The organism is Sphingobium sp. SJ10-10, from assembly GCF_036038995.2.
Taxonomy (GTDB): Bacteria; Pseudomonadota; Alphaproteobacteria; order Sphingomonadales; family Sphingomonadaceae; genus Sphingobium.
Genome location: NZ_CP158136.1, coordinates 75,951 through 90,036 on the forward strand (window position 1 = coordinate 75,951; position 14,086 = coordinate 90,036).

General features: G+C 63.2%; 18 protein-coding genes. 6 read left to right on the plus strand and 12 right to left on the minus strand.

Annotation, left to right across the window (positions count from 1 at the left end; translation table 11 throughout):
• Window positions 1-27: 27 nt before the first annotated feature.
• The 7 genes from VVT58_RS23495 to VVT58_RS23525 form a co-directional block, all read right to left on the minus strand.
• Window positions 28-1,161 (minus strand): relaxase/mobilization nuclease domain-containing protein, encoded by a 1,134-nt coding sequence (locus VVT58_RS23495; RefSeq protein ID WP_021243501.1) that lies wholly within the window; start codon window positions 1,159-1,161, stop codon window positions 28-30.
• Window positions 1,154-1,690: a hypothetical protein gene (locus VVT58_RS23500; protein WP_021243500.1), complete on the minus strand. Its 537-nt coding sequence runs from the start codon at window positions 1,688-1,690 to the stop codon at window positions 1,154-1,156. Before VVT58_RS23500 ends, VVT58_RS23495 begins: the two co-directional genes overlap by 8 nt.
• Before the next feature lie 405 nt (window positions 1,691-2,095).
• A complete protein-coding gene (locus VVT58_RS23505) occupies window positions 2,096-2,425 on the minus strand; it encodes a ParB N-terminal domain-containing protein (RefSeq protein ID WP_352000192.1) in 330 nt (109 codons plus the stop codon).
• Window positions 2,425-3,189 carry a ParA family protein gene (locus tag VVT58_RS23510; protein ID WP_031290484.1) on the minus strand — a complete coding sequence of 255 codons (765 nt, stop codon included), beginning with the start codon at window positions 3,187-3,189 and terminating at the stop codon, window positions 2,425-2,427. The genes VVT58_RS23505 and VVT58_RS23510 overlap by 1 nt, the downstream gene beginning before the upstream one ends.
• A 13-nt stretch (window positions 3,190-3,202) precedes the next feature.
• Window positions 3,203-3,382: a hypothetical protein gene (locus VVT58_RS23515; RefSeq protein WP_021243497.1), complete on the minus strand. Its 180-nt coding sequence runs from the start codon at window positions 3,380-3,382 to the stop codon at window positions 3,203-3,205.
• Window positions 3,383-3,669: 287 nt separating this feature from the next.
• A complete protein-coding gene (locus VVT58_RS23520; protein ID WP_021243496.1) occupies window positions 3,670-3,963 on the minus strand; it encodes a hypothetical protein in 294 nt (97 codons plus the stop codon).
• Between the two features lie 54 nt (window positions 3,964-4,017).
• Window positions 4,018-4,413: a DUF3768 domain-containing protein gene (locus VVT58_RS23525; protein WP_021243495.1), complete on the minus strand. Its 396-nt coding sequence runs from the start codon at window positions 4,411-4,413 to the stop codon at window positions 4,018-4,020.
• 211 nt (window positions 4,414-4,624) lie between these two features.
• Between VVT58_RS23525 and VVT58_RS23530 the strand changes: the two genes are divergently transcribed.
• Together VVT58_RS23530 and VVT58_RS23535 are read left to right on the plus strand one after the other, a co-directional pair.
• Window positions 4,625-5,068, plus strand: a complete 444-nt coding sequence (locus VVT58_RS23530) for a hypothetical protein (RefSeq protein ID WP_021243494.1) — start codon at window positions 4,625-4,627, stop codon at window positions 5,066-5,068.
• A gap of 646 nt (window positions 5,069-5,714) precedes the next feature.
• Entirely contained in the window at window positions 5,715-7,580 is a 1,866-nt protein-coding gene (locus tag VVT58_RS23535; protein WP_059153288.1) for a reverse transcriptase/maturase family protein, read from the plus strand.
• A 141-nt stretch (window positions 7,581-7,721) separates the two neighbouring features.
• Here VVT58_RS23535 and VVT58_RS23540 read toward each other — a convergent pair whose 3' ends face one another.
• Together VVT58_RS23540 and VVT58_RS23545 are read right to left on the minus strand one after the other, a co-directional pair.
• Window positions 7,722-8,255, minus strand: coding sequence for a hypothetical protein (locus VVT58_RS23540; RefSeq protein WP_196871740.1), 534 nt, complete (start codon window positions 8,253-8,255; stop codon window positions 7,722-7,724).
• A gap of 49 nt (window positions 8,256-8,304) precedes the next feature.
• On the minus strand, window positions 8,305-8,469 hold the full coding sequence (locus tag VVT58_RS23545) for a hypothetical protein (protein WP_021243491.1): 165 nt from the start codon (window positions 8,467-8,469) through the stop codon (window positions 8,305-8,307).
• Window positions 8,470-8,780: 311 nt separating this feature from the next.
• Here VVT58_RS23545 and VVT58_RS23550 point away from each other — a divergent pair, with 311 nt between their 5' ends.
• From VVT58_RS23550 to VVT58_RS23565, 4 genes are all read left to right on the plus strand, one after another.
• Window positions 8,781-9,134, plus strand: a complete 354-nt coding sequence (locus VVT58_RS23550) for a hypothetical protein (protein ID WP_021243490.1) — start codon at window positions 8,781-8,783, stop codon at window positions 9,132-9,134.
• 28 nt (window positions 9,135-9,162) lie between these two features.
• Window positions 9,163-9,591, plus strand: a complete 429-nt coding sequence (locus tag VVT58_RS23555) for a thermonuclease family protein (RefSeq protein WP_081659626.1) — start codon at window positions 9,163-9,165, stop codon at window positions 9,589-9,591.
• A gap of 105 nt (window positions 9,592-9,696) precedes the next feature.
• A complete protein-coding gene (locus tag VVT58_RS23560) occupies window positions 9,697-10,356 on the plus strand; it encodes a DUF6088 family protein (protein WP_021243489.1) in 660 nt (219 codons plus the stop codon).
• Window positions 10,356-11,405, plus strand: coding sequence for a nucleotidyl transferase AbiEii/AbiGii toxin family protein (locus VVT58_RS23565; protein ID WP_031290480.1), 1,050 nt, complete (start codon window positions 10,356-10,358; stop codon window positions 11,403-11,405). The genes VVT58_RS23560 and VVT58_RS23565 overlap by 1 nt, the downstream gene beginning before the upstream one ends.
• 302 nt (window positions 11,406-11,707) lie before the next feature.
• On the opposite strand, the gene arsH is transcribed toward VVT58_RS23565, so the two are convergent.
• The 3 genes from arsH to VVT58_RS23580 are packed head-to-tail and all read right to left on the minus strand — an operon-like array spanning window position 11,708 to window position 14,084.
• Entirely contained in the window at window positions 11,708-12,487 is a 780-nt protein-coding gene (gene arsH / locus VVT58_RS23570; RefSeq protein ID WP_021243487.1) for an arsenical resistance protein ArsH, read from the minus strand.
• On the minus strand, window positions 12,484-13,551 hold the full coding sequence (gene arsB, locus VVT58_RS23575) for an ACR3 family arsenite efflux transporter (protein WP_021243486.1): 1,068 nt from the start codon (window positions 13,549-13,551) through the stop codon (window positions 12,484-12,486). Before arsB ends, arsH begins: the two co-directional genes overlap by 4 nt.
• Window positions 13,548-14,084, minus strand: coding sequence for a GNAT family N-acetyltransferase (locus VVT58_RS23580; RefSeq protein ID WP_021243485.1), 537 nt, complete (start codon window positions 14,082-14,084; stop codon window positions 13,548-13,550). Before VVT58_RS23580 ends, arsB begins: the two co-directional genes overlap by 4 nt.
• Window positions 14,085-14,086 lie beyond the last annotated feature (2 nt).

Here is a 14,086-nt window from a genome sequence, read left to right on the forward strand (position 1 = left end):
CGCCCCTACCCCAACTTATCCACATCTTTAGCGCTCGCGATCAGGGGGCTCGCGTTTAACTTTGTCCGACTCAGCCGACGGCAAAGCATCCGATTTACGGCTGCGGCTGTCCGCTGCCGCCGAACTCCGATCGGCGATCATGATCTCCCGCGCCCGCTGCAACCGCCGAGACACCGCCGCTGGCATATCGGCCACGAACCCTGCGATATCCTCGGCCAACGCGCGGTCCTCGTCCTTTCCGGTTGCCGCCAGCGCTGCCGCGGCCTCTGCATAAGCCCCCCGGATCTGCTTCTGGCGGCCGAGCGCAAGCACATCCTCCACCCGCCGCTCTGGGTTCTGTGACCGTGCGAACGCCTGCGCGCGCTCTTCGATCAGCCGGTTGAGATCCAAATCCCTCCCCTGCCCCGCTGCCCGTGCCTCCAGATGGTGGGCCGGCGAGCGCACCCGCTTCTGGACATGGCCGCGCGCGCGGCGCGGCGTCGCTTCGGCGGTGATACCGCGCTGGCGCAATTCATGGGCGAAGCTTTCGCGCCAATGATGAAGGTCGGCCTTGCGCGGATTGAACCGCGCCCCGTCCGCACCCTGGGTCGCGACGGTCAGATGGACATGGGGGTTAGCGGTGTCGGTGTGGAGCGCCACCATATAGCTGAACTGCCCTTCGAACTCGACGCGCGCGAACGCCTGGACGGCATCATGGATGGTCGCGGCATCGGTCGTACCGCCGGGCATAGACAACACCATCGACATCGAGGTCGGTCGCTCCTTGCCATATGGGTTCATCGCCTGATCGAGCATGTCCCAATCGGCCGCGATCGCCTTCAGGCGCTTTTCGTCGGTGATGATCTCGCCTTCGCTGCTGCGAACCTCGAGCTTCCCGTGGCGCGATATATAGCCAAAATGTTCGGCGAGGTGCCTGGCCCCACGCTGCTTGCCCGAGATCTTGACCATGACCTCGGGCGCCTTGCGCACGATGCGCTCAAGCTTGGCGCGCGCCTCGGCCGGCGACAACATCGGCGCAGCGGCGCTCCCGCCTATCCCCTTGCCACCACCCGAACGGATCCGCAGCGTCCCTCCGCGCAGGCTACGCTTGCCCCCGGCCGGCGGTCGCCAGGCTTCCATCAGACTGGGGAGCGGCAGGACGCCGTCATCGTCCTCAGTCATCGGGCGTATCCCAATAGCTCAGATCACCTTTCAGCGCGCGGCCAAGCGCGCGCAGCTGGTCGGCCACCTCGTCACGGAAGGAGGCGACCCGCGCGGCCTCGCGCGCCAGGTCGAGCCGCGAATCCACCATGGTTGCGGCATGAAGGGCATGGACCGCCTGGTTGAGATTGATGCCGATCCGGTTGAGCTCGCGCCAGGACTGCGCGATCTCTACCCGGTCGGCGCGCGGCGGAAGCGGATGTGCATGAAGCCGCCGACGCAACAGCATCACGAGCCATTCGGTCCGTTTTAGCCCGCGCGCATCGGCGGCCGCATCGAGCCTCTCAATATCCTCGCGCATGAGCCGAAGTTGGAGCCGGTCAGTCGTGCGGGTCCGAGGCGAAGCCGTCTCGCTCGACCTGTCCCCGGCGTTCTCAAGCGCATCGTCGATCAGCTTGCGCAGGAGCGCTGAGCGACCGCCGGCGGCAGTCGCCCTGGCATCGAAGCGCGCCGCGAGATCATCGGGCAGACGGAGGCCAAAAAACGCCACACCCCATTGCTATTGTTTAACAATGACGGCGCCAAGCCTATCCGGCCCTCACCTAAAACCACTCGTCTTATAGTCTGCTCAAGCAGACTCCGCCCGCCCTCTAGCCAGGGATCTCACCCGACCTGACATCTGCAAAAGAGCACAATATTTCCGAGTGATTCAATAAGCACGATCCGAGAAAATGAAGACAGCCGCGCCCCTGAAGAAGGGGGCGCGGCTGTCAAAATTGTCTGAAAAGCCCGATAGTTTCTACGCGGAGTGAGGGTTGAATGTGTGAGCGCCCCGCCCGGACGATGGCTTACCCCATAACGATGCCGGCAACGGGCGCTTCGATCTCCTCGCCGTCGTCGAACACCACCCGGACCAGCTCGGGCAGGATCAAACGTCCGGTCCGCCCGTCCAGGGTCACACGAACCGCATCAAGAGGCTGGGGCTCCAAAGACTTCTCCGTGCCGAACATCGATCGCAGGCCAGCACCAGCACGAACCGGCCTGCTTGGCGCAGCGCGCTCGGAGCCCTGCCCATTCGACAGGGGGCGACGATGATCGGCTGCAGGACGCCGCGCGCGGCGATCGACGCGGCAAGATCCTTGAGCTCCGTCTCGTCGAACACGCGCCGAGGGTTTTCGGGGTCGGCGATGATCCAGTCGAGCGGCAGATCCTCGACGCGCCGCGCGCTGTCGTGGAGACCGACAAGCAGTCCGAACTCTTCGGCGCGCTGATCGAACTTGCCCATCACGCCGCACTCAGGCGACGGTCATCCATCCGGCGGACGATTTCGGCCAGGATCGGTCGGATTTCGTCAGCGGCCGCTTTCGCGCCGCTGCCGGTTTCGCGCCAGACCGGATGATGCTGTTCGGCCGAATGCTTGTAAGTCGGTCGCGCCTTGATGAAGGCGGGAAACATCAGTTTCTGGCCCACGGCGCGGGCGAGCTTGACCGCATTGTCCATTTCGCGCCGGTCGAACGGATTGACCATCGAGGGCAACAGCCCGAGAAAATCGACCTTGCGCCCGCCTCTCGCCCCTTCCGCTTTTTTGAGCGCGGTGAGCAGCATCTTGGCGCACTCGATCGAATCCTCGGCGACCTGGACCGGGGCGATCACCGCGTCGGCCACCGCCATCGCGCTCAAGGTCAGCTCATCCCATTTGGGACCGGTGTCGATGACGATATGATCGAAATGGGCGCCAAGCGCGGGAAACCGGCCCAGGAAGTCGCGGACATCCGCGGCCGCCTTGACCATCTGCAGGCGCGGATCGGCGGCGAAAACAGTGATGCCTGGCGCATCGGTCAGGTCGAGCCGCGCCTCGGGATCGAACAGATCCGCTGCAAACCACCCGGCCCGCTCGCCGGCGAGCCGACGGGTGGAACTACCCTGCGGATCGAGGTCGAGAAACGCGACCCGGTTGCCATCTCGCTCGGCAAGATACCAAGCGAGATGCGTCGCAAGAAATGTCTTGCCGACCCCGCCCTTGAGCAGGCTGACGACGATCGTTCGCATCGGCGCCGCGCCGTCAGGATTCATAGTCGTGCGGACCATCGCGCAGGTTGCGCTCATAATGCTCGCGCGACGACCAGTCGCCACCGCCGCCGATGCCGGGTCCGACATAACGGAACAGGTAAACGGTGATGACGAAGCAGACGAATGCGAACAGCAACGCATGGTCTGGATGACGCGAAAAATAGTCGGCCACGGCGGGTCTCCTTGGCATGTTCCAGGGAAACCGGTCGGTCCCCTCACCGCGCAGCGAAACGCGGCCGCTCTCGCCGCGCAGCCTCTCCTCTCGTGCCGGGGAGCAAGACCCGGTGGGCGTCAGACGGCACCGGCGATAGTCTGCTCAAGCAGACTTTTCGGCCATCCCCCCGGTCAGGGGGATAGCCGGCGTCACCATCGCTCGGTGAGACATTGTGCGCAGCCCGGCGGCAACGTCAGCGGGCTCGGTTGGCGCGACGCGATCAGCGCTCGCGGCTGACGCCTTGGTCAGTCGGCAGGCTCACGCAACCGCCACTGGTGGACCAGGGCGACGATCTTGTCCTCATAGCCGAGCTGGTCGGGATAGATCGCGCCGTGATGACCGCCCAGATAGACGAACACTACTGCCATGTCGGCCGCAACGGCGTGGTCGACGCCGAACAGGTCGGCGAGATCGAACCCGCCATTGTCTTGCGCATTCCACCAGGCGAGCAGGAAGTTTGCGGCGCGACGCGCTTGCCCCGTGTCCGAGGCGGCCAGATCGAAAAGCCGGTCGAGGGCTTGTATGACAGGCTCGCTCATCTGCGAATCCCTTTCGGTAAAAGGTGGCCCCGACAGGGTCGGGGCCATGATAGCTCAATATTCGTGGGTGAGAAGCAGCGTCAGCACGCGGGTGGTGACTTCGGGATCGGTCGGATCGGGCGATCCATAGGTCAGCGCCCGATCATAATAGTCGATCTTCCAATACAGGGCTTCGCCGGCAAGTTCGAAGCGCCCGAAATCACGCTCGCCATGGGGATCGACGTCGGGACCAAAGGCGTCATAGTCGCGCACGGTGCGCAACAGTTCGGCGCGGCGCTGGAACCCGCGGAACAAGCTAGTATCGCCGATCAGCTCGGCGACCCCGGCGGTCATGACCACCTGGTTGACGCCCGGGCTATGGATGGACTGGCGCAGGGCATCATTGAGCCGCGCGATAGTCGCGATGCGCTGGTCTGCGGATAGGACTTTGTCATTCTGGGGGTCGGCCATGACGTTCGACTTCCTGATCTGTGTCAGACCCCGCCGATCGGGGCCTTTCGACAGGCGACCGGACCGCCGGGGCATAGCGCGCCCGCGCACCCGCAGGGTCGCAACGGATGTGGAGAAGCCCGGCACGGGCTTGCGCTGGCAAGTGCCGCGGCGAGGACGCCAAGCCAGGAAGGGACGATCGGTGCAGCGGTGAGAGGGAAAATGGAACGGCATGGCCGACTTTTCGGACGTGCTGCTGGACGCGCAACCGAGGGCTTCGCTATCTATCGCCTCGATCATGACAGACACCGCCCGGATCATTGCCCTCTGGCCACGCTGGACATTGAGCGTGGGCGTGATGCAGCGGCTGCTGATCCAGGTTCGCACGCAGTGCCGCCGCTGCGGCGCCCTGATGCGCGCCGATCTGGACGATCTGGTCGCCCGCTATGGCGCAAGTGCGTCGCTGATCGATCGCCAGGAACGATGCCGCATGGTCGCGTGCGATGGCGCGACCTTCTACGTTGCCGCCCGGCGGCATGGCGAACCGTGGCGGATCCTGCTCGACGACGGGGCGCTGCGCGACGGCCTGAGCCTGTGCCCGCCAGCGCATCTCGCCCATGGGCGACCAGCCCCTTTCGCGAATGCCGCAGACCTGCTCGTTCCAGGGCGCCGTTGACGGCCTGCCCCACGGCAGGGATCGTGACCCGCATGGGCGTGCGCCGTTGTGGCGCGAAGAAGAAAGGAGTGTTCGAATGAACTGAGCTTATTGGCATAGCTCATGCCTGACCGACTTACCGGGGCCGGTGATGAATCGGCTGAGACCCCGAAAGGGGGACGGGACCATAGCATGTCGGGGTAGGGATCGAAGTTGGGCGCCGCAGCCTGACAGCTGACCAGCAGGCAAGATGCGCATGGTGAAGACTGGATTGTCTGAATCCCAGTTTCCAACGACCACTAGGTAGGTGACGGTGAACGCGGCTGACACATCGTCTCGAGCGGAGCGAGGAGCACGTCCCAGTGAATCGCTGCCAATCCGTTCGGCGTGGCCCCTGTCAGGGGACTAAGGAAACGAACGGGGCACCTAACCGCATCGCGACTCCTCACTCGCGCAACTGCGGGATCGCCTAAACAGGACGGCTCGCCGGACCTGCATGGCGACGGAGCCGTCATAGTAGTCAAACGCCCGGTGTAATGGCCGGGACAGCCGCCGCGAGGCGGACGGGGTAGCGGTATAAGCGGGAGCGATCCTTGTCGAAATCCGCTGCGTCCGGGCGAAGGACGGCAGTTCTGTAACTCGATGGATCAATGGAAAGGGACTGCTGATGCAGACCGCTACTATCCTGAGACGGATCGAGAAGCTTCCGGCCCTGTCGCGGGCGGGCAAGCGGATCAATGGTCTCAACCGCCTCATGCGGTCCCGCTGCTTATATGAGCGGGCCTATGACAGAGTATCCCGGAATCGGGGTGCGATGACGCCGGGAGTGGACGGACAGACCTTCGACGGCATGACGCTGGCGAGGCTCGACCGTCTGGTTCAAAGCGTGGCGGAAGGCCGTTACCGCCCTCGTCCAGTGCGACGGGTCTATATCCCCAAGGGCAATGGTAAGATGCGCCCATTGGGTATCCCAACGGCGGATGATCGCATCGTTCAGGAGGCGGCGAGGATGGTCCTCGCGGCGATCTATGAACCTGTGTTCTCGAAACACAGCCATGGGTTCCGCGCGGGTCACTCCTGTCACACGGCTCTCGAAGAGATCCGTAAAACCTGGACGGGCGTAAAATGGCTGATCGAGGTGGATGTCCGCGGGTTCTTCGACAACATCGACCATGACATCCTGCTCGGCCTCTTGGCCCGGCGGATCGATGATCCAGTGTTCATCGATCTGATCGGGACAATGCTTAAAGCCGGGTGCATGGACGACTGGAAGTTCGAACGGACTTATAGCGGCACCCCACAGGGCGGGGTTATCTCGCCCCTGCTCGCCAATATCTATCTCCATGAACTTGACGAGTTCATGGAGTCGATGCGGCGGGGCTTCGACAAAGGCGACAGACGGCGGGCGAACCCCGCGTATGTTGCCTGCTCTCAGCAAATCGCCGCTCTCCGCAAGGAGATCGATGCAGTCCGTGCCGATGGTGCGGGCGATGGCGAGGTTCGCGTCCGATTGGCGCTAATCGAAGCTGTCAAACAGGATCGGCGGAAACTCTCTTCCGTCGATGACATGGACCCCAACTTCCGCCGCCTGCGGTATTGTCGCTATGCTGACGACTTCCTCGTTGGCGTGATCGGCAGCAAGGCGGACGCTGTCCGGATCATGGCCGATATACAGCGCTTTCTCGCTGATCGGCTCAATCTGGCGGTGTCACCGGAGAAAACCGGGGTTCGCGATGCATCGAAGGGATCGCCGTTCCTTGGCTTCCATGTATGCGCCTTCACGTTGCGCTCCGCCGGAACAATGGCGGGGCGGCAAAAGACCGGCGGTGGAACGCGTAGCGTTCTTCGTCGGCCGACGCGAGGGAATATCAAGCTGTGGGTGCCACGGGATCGGGTCTATGCGTTCTGCAGGCGCAAAAAGCTCGGCAACCTCGACATGAGGAATGGTCGGGTGCGCCCGCAGCTCATGGAATCCAGTGTGCCGGAGATCATCGTAGCCTACAACTCGGAGTTCCGAGGCTTCGCGAACTACTACGCGATCGCCGATGGCGTGAAAGCGTCACTCGACAAGTTGGAACTGGTCATGCTCAGGAGCCTCTTCGCGACTGTGGCATGCCGGCGACGCTCGACGAGGCGGCAGGCCGAGGAATATCTGAAGATGGGGTCGGACCACGGGATTACGACCGTGGTCCGGGGCGAGCCGCGCGTTCATAAGGTGTGGAAACTGAAGCATCTGATCGTGAAGACGTGGGATAACCCCATCGTCGACACCATCACGGTAGGCTCTCGCCTTGCGCAGAGTCCGAACGATCTGGTCACGCGTCTTAGTGCCGAGCAATGCGAGGCATGTGGCGATACCGATGGTCCGTTCGAGATGCATCATCCCAATCGCTTGAAGGACAAGCGGCGCGACCAACTGACGCCTTGGGTGCAATCGGCACGACGGCGCAGGACAATCGTCCTGTGCCGAAAGTGTCACGTTGCCCATCATGGCGGCCGGATGCCCAGCGGAATGGAGAGCCGTGTGCATTGAAAGGTGCAAGCACGGTTCGGGGGGAGGCGCTGGGGCGTCCTCGAAAGAGGCGTCTCGCGTCTACCCTACCGAGACCCGGCACGGGGCTCGGGGCGTTTCGCCTAGAGCCCGGTCCGGCGCAGCCGGAGCCGCCCTCCCCGCTCAAGCCCCCTTTGCATCACCCAGATCACCGAACAAGCGAAGCAATATCTCGTCCAAACTGGCGACCTTCTCGAATCTGGTTATCCGGACCTTGCGATGGTTCGGCCGCGCATTCTTCTGGCCGTCCGCAGTCCCCTTGCTATGTTTGGCGACGGCAAACGAAGTGATGTCCGGCAAAGGCTCGCCTGGCCCCGCGCCGAACCACAGATAATGGTCGAAAAAGAGGTCTGGCGTCACCACGATCCAGATGACGCACCCGCTCGGCTTCTCCATCAGCTTGAGGCTGATCTTGACCTCATCGGTCTTGCCGCCGACGATTTTGGTCTTGAACTGGATATGGCGGGTCACGCGGCCGCGGGCCATGACCAGATCATAGCCACCCGCGTCGAATTCGGAGCGCAGCACCTCGACATCGGTCACGCCCCGTTGCCACAGGCGGCGCAGCGCGTCCCCGACAAAGACATGCTCCACGATGCGCTCACGCAGGGTCGAGTGGATGAAATGCGGGCTCGCTTCCTCGGTAAGATCGTCCAATCAGCGCTCGCACAATAACGGCGGGGGCGAATGCCCCCGCCTGAAGGTTTCAACTGAACGGATCATATTCATTGATGACCGCGACGTCGCCATCGAACTCATCGGCGGTGATGACCGCGAACTGCGTGCCGATGCCGATAACCATGGTTGCGATCATGAGGGTTCTGGAGAGGCCGAGCGCGTGGAGGCGGGCGATCTTGATGTCGGTGAACATATCGAGGCTCCTTGCAAGCCGGCGGGTTCATCCCCGCTCGACTGGCGCCCGATGTGTTCGGCCGGTGGCCGCGATCACTTTTTGCCGCAGGCCAAAAAGCCGTAGCGCAAGCGACCGGACCCTTTACGGGTTGATCGCATGAGGCTGCCGGCCGGACCAAGGATTGCGCCTCAAAGAGCGGGGTGGACCCGCCTGACGCCAGGATTTGGGCTTCGCGCCGACCCTTCTAGTATGTCTCCAAGGTCGGCCCTTGCGCAGATCGCGCGGTCTTGCGCAGGATGCTGGAGAGTTCATCCATCAAATAGGGTTTGTTGAGCAGCGCGAACCCGCAGGCGCCTTCGTCGGCCCGGACATGGCTACAGGCGCTTGAAGATGATCCGCAGGCCGGGATAGAGGGCGACCTCTTGCTGTTTGTTCTTTTTTTGTTCTATGCTTCGCTTATGCTCCGAGTCGATGAAGATAGCCTGACCCTCCATCTTGAGGTGTCGCTCGCAACCGCCGAACCGGCACTGGTAACGGATATTCGCTGCGGTGACGCAGCCGTACGGCGGCGTGCGGTGGCGCAGCTTGCCCGGCATCTGGCAGTGCGTTTGCGCTGCTATGATATTCTCGCCGACGAGCCCGCCGCAAGGACGGGTACATTGCCGCTGTTCCCCGACGCATGACGAACGCCCCGTCCCGATCCCATCGCTGATGCTCACGGCCCTGCTTCTCGCTGTCGCGACCGTACCCGCCGGGCAGACTTTCATCTGTACGCCCACCAGGGTGTGGGACGGCGATGGACCGGTGTGGTGCCGGGAGGGACCACGGATTCGACTTGGCGGAATAGCGGCACGCGAGATCGGCGGCTCCTGCCGACGCGGTCAACCCTGCCCGCGCGCCAGCGGCGTCGCCGCGCGGGACGCGCTGGTCCGATTGCTTGGCGGCGCCAAAGGCAGAACCGGCACCGGCCATATCCTTGTCGCCGGCCCTAGGCTCCAATGTCGGTCAACCGGCAACGCGAAAGGAGATCGCACCGGTGCCTGGTGCTCTGCGCCGGGGATCGGCGACCTGAGTTGCGCCATGATCGCGACTGGCACGGTGCTGCGGTGGCGACGCTATGCGGCGGGCCATTGCCGCTGAGCGGACGCGGAGGGCGATAGCGGAATAAAGCTGTCCGAAATCTGTCTACAAGCTTCGGACAGGTCTAATTTACATTTGTCCGAAATTTGTATAGGGATTTCGGACATGGCCGATGATACTCCCGACCTCAAAGCCGCCATTCTTCAGCGGATCGACGCGCGTGCACCCAAAGCGGTGTGGACGCCGGGGGACTTTCTCGACCTTGGCAGCCGCGATGCCGTCGACAAGACGCTCCAACGCCTGGTCGCCGCTGACATGCTCCGCCGTATCGACCGCGGCCTTTACGACAAGCCCGGGCGCAATAGCCTGACCCAGCAAAGTAGCCCACCAGATCCCCGCGAGGTCATCGACGCGATCGCCCGACGCGATCAGATCCGGGTGCTGGTCGACGGCATGACCGCCGCCAATGATCTGGGCCTCACCAACGCGGTCCCGGCCAGGATCGTCGTCCATACCGATGCGCGGCTGAAGACGATCCATCTCGGCCATCTCACGATCAGCTTCCGCCTGACCGCCGCCAGCAAGCTCTTCTGGGCGGGGCGGCCCGCGATGCGGATCGTCCAGGCCCTTCACTGGCTGCGCGATACGATGGGAAGCGACCCACAAGACGATGCCACGGTCCACCGACGGATCATGGCGCTGCTGCATGACGCCCGACAGAGCAAATCCGTGCGCGACGATCTGGCCGATGGCCTGTCGACACTGCCGGCATGGATGCAGGCATATTTGAAGCCGATGCTGGCCAGTCGGGCGTCGGCCGCATGATGAACCCTGACTATGACCGCATCATCAGCGCTGACGACGACACCCGTCTCGGCCTGTTCACGACGACCGCGCAGCGCATCGGCACCACGCCCCAGAATGTCGAAAAGGATTTCTGGGTTTGCTGGACGCTCGACGCCCTGTTCAACGGATTGCCGCATGGTCCCCGCCTGCTGTTCAAGGGTGGCACCTCGCTGTCGAAGGGCTTCGGGCTCATCCGGCGCTTCTCCGAGGATATCGACGTCACCGTCTTTCGCGACGATCTGGGGCAGACCGCCTCGATCACCGAACTGGAGGCGATGAGCGGAAAGAAGCGGCAAGCCGCGCTCGACGCGATCCGCGAGGCCTCCGAGGCGCATATCCAGGGACCGCTGCACGACCAGCTCGCCACGCTCGTTGGCGAAGCCGCAGACCGCCTGGGCATAGCCGCCGAGCAATGGCGCGTCGAACCGGACCCCGAGGATGCGCAGGCGCTCTATCTACGCTATCCCTCGGTCACGCCTGTCGACGCCTACGTCGGCAAGGCCGTGAAGATCGAGTCCGGCGCGAAGTCTGCGCTCGACCCCCACGCAGTACATACGGTCCGGCCCTATCTCGAAAGCGACGTGCCGGGGATCGATCTTGCCATCACCAATATCACGATCGTCGATGCGGAGCGGACCTTCTGGGACAAGGTGGTCATCCTCCACGGCCTGCGGCGCTGGTTCGAGATCCGCGGCGTCCTGCGCGGCAACGGGCAGCGTGTGTCGCGCCATTATTATGACCTCCATGAGCTGCTGCAATCCGATGCGGGCAAACGCGCGCTGGCTGATCCGGCGCTTGGACGCGATTGCGTGGCGCATGCCAGGCTGTTCTTCAACCGGCCCGCCTTCGACCTCGCGACTGCCGTGCCAGGAAGTTTCGCGCTGTGCCCCGAGGGCGACATGGTCGATGATTTGCGCGGTGACTATCGCGCGATGACGGGCATGATCTTCGGCGCGGCGCCCGCATTCGACGATGTTGTCGAAAGCATTGCTGCGCTGCAGAACGCCCTGAACGCATCGGCATCCTGACCGAATTCCATACGAGCGCCAAGCCGCCGACAGCTATGACCAGGCCAACGCCCGTGATCAGCGCCGCACGCCAATAGACAGCTTCGATATGAGCGCAGAAGCCAAAGAAAGTGCCGCCCACAATCGCTGCAGCGGCGACAAGCCGTGCAGCGAGATCGGCCCCAGTCAGAAAAGCACTGCCAGGTGTGGCCCACAGCAATAGGACCGCCCCCATTCCCACAAATAGAATGCCGATGATGCCCAAAAGCACTTGGCTGACCAGTCGTAGGACAGGGGCTGAAGGTCTGCCGCATGCCAACGGCTCATCCCCGTACGGTTTGGGGCGCGATTGCGATCGACGAGAGATCGTTCGATGGGTCTACAGGAATGCCCGCTTCGCTCCGTTCGGAATAGCGATCGACGAGTTGATCGGCATGCGGCCGCAGCAGGACGGTAAAGCGTACAAGCTCCTCGACCACATCGACGATGCGATCATAATAGCTCGACGGCTTCATGCGGCCGTCATCGTCAAATTCGGCGAACGCCTTAGCCACGCTCGACTGGTTGGGGATCGTGAACATCCTCATCCACCGGCCAAGGATGCGCAGTGTGTTGACGCTGTTGAAGGATTGCGAACCCGCGCTGACCTGCATCACAGCCAGGGTCCGCCCCTGCGTCGGGCGCATGCCCTTATACGCCAGAGGCAGATGGTCGATCTGGGCCTTCATGATACCGGTGATCTGCCCGTGCCGTTCCGGGCTGCACCAGATCTGCCCTTCCGACCACAAGGAATGCGCCCGTAGTTCGGCAACGGCCGGGTGGTCGTCCCCTTCGACCTGGTCGGGAAGCGGCAGATCAGAAGGATCGAATATCCGCGTTTCACATCCGAAAAACTGGAGAAGCCGCGCAGATTCCTCCACCACAAGCCGAGAGTAGGATCGCTTCCGCAAGCTGCCATAGAGGAGAAGAATGCGTGGCGGCGGATCGTTCGGGCCGAGACCAAGCGCGGGCCTCCGGCGGGCAAAGGCCATCTTCAGAGCCGGCAGATAATCCGGCTCGGATAGCTGGCGCAGGCGCTCAAAGGCCATGATGTCCTCGCTCATCGGCCTTGCTCGGGCACGGTATCGGGAAACCAGCGGCGACCGAACCAGAAGGCGACATTCACCAGCAGGATCAGCACTGGCACCTCCACCAGTGGGCCGATGACGGCTGCGAAAGCGACCGGGGACGCCAGCCCGAAAGCGGCGATCGCGACGGCAATGGCCAGTTCGAAATTATTGCCCGCAGCCGTGAAGGCCACAGCCGTCGTGCGCGGATAGTCGCTGGCGATGAGCTTGCCCATGAAGAAGCTGATCGAAAACTGGACGACGAAATAGATCGTCAGCGGGATGGCGATGCGGACAGCATCACCGGGCAGCGTAACGATCTCGCTGCCCTTCAGGCTGAACATGGCAACGATCGTGAACAGCAGGGCGATGAGCGTAACCGGACCGATCTTCGGGAGGAATACGCTCTCGTACCAGTCGCGCCCCTTGGCCGCGACGAGACCCTTGCGGGTCAGATATCCCGCAAGGAAGGGAATACCGAGGTAGACCGCCACCGCTTGCGCGATGATCCAGAAGCTGACGTTGATGACGCTGCCCTCCAGCCCGAACAAGGGCGGCAGGAAGGCGAGGAAGAACCAGGCATAGAGGCTGAAGAACAGGATCTGGAAGATCGAATTGAACGCCACCAGCGCCGCGACATATTGATTGTCGCCCTTGGCAAGCTGGTTCCAGACGATGACCATCGCGATGCATCGGGCCAGCCCGATCAAGATGAGACCCGTCATATAGGCTGGCTCGGCGCGCAGGAAGATGACGGCCAGAACGAACATCAGCACCGGGCCGATGATCCAGTTCTGGACAAGCGATATCGCCAGCACCCGCTTGTCCTCGAAAACGCGCGGCAGCTCCTCGTAACGAACCTTAGCCAGCGGTGGATACATCATCAGGATGAGGCCGATCGCGATCGGTATATTCGTGGTGCCCCAGGACAGGCCGTTGATCGCGGCGGGCAGCCCCTCGATGCGCGTGCCAAGGCCTACGCCCAAGGCCATCGCCAGAAAAATCCACAAGGTGAGATAGCGATCGAGAAAGGATAGCCGTGGTCGACGGGTCTGGGTCATTGCGGTTCCTTGAGCGGTGGGGCGGCGTCACCGACACCCAGCGCGATCTGCATATAGACGGTGTCGAGCCAGCGTCCGAACTTGCGTCCCACCGAGCGCATCGTGCCGGCATGTTCGAAGCCGAGCTTGGCATGGAGGGCGACGGATGCCGCTTCACCCCCACCGATGACGGCAATCATCTGGCGAAATCCTGCCGCCTCGGTCTGTGCCAGCAGAGCAGCAAGCAGCGCCTTTCCGACACCTCGGCGCTGATGCCCGGGATCGACATAAATCGAGTTCTCGCAGCTCGACGCATAGGCAGGCCGATCGCGAAACTGCGTGGCATAGGCATAGCCGACAACATCGCCGCCCTGCTGGGCGGCGAGAAACGGCCAGCCTTTCGCCAAGCATGCGCCAATCTTGGCTTCGGTCTCCATCACCGAGCGCGGGCTGGTATCGAAGCTGGCGGTGCCCTCCCGGACATGATGGGCGTAGATGGCGGCGATCGCCGGCGCGTCGGCGAGGACCGCCGGCCGGACCGTAACCGCTGCCATCG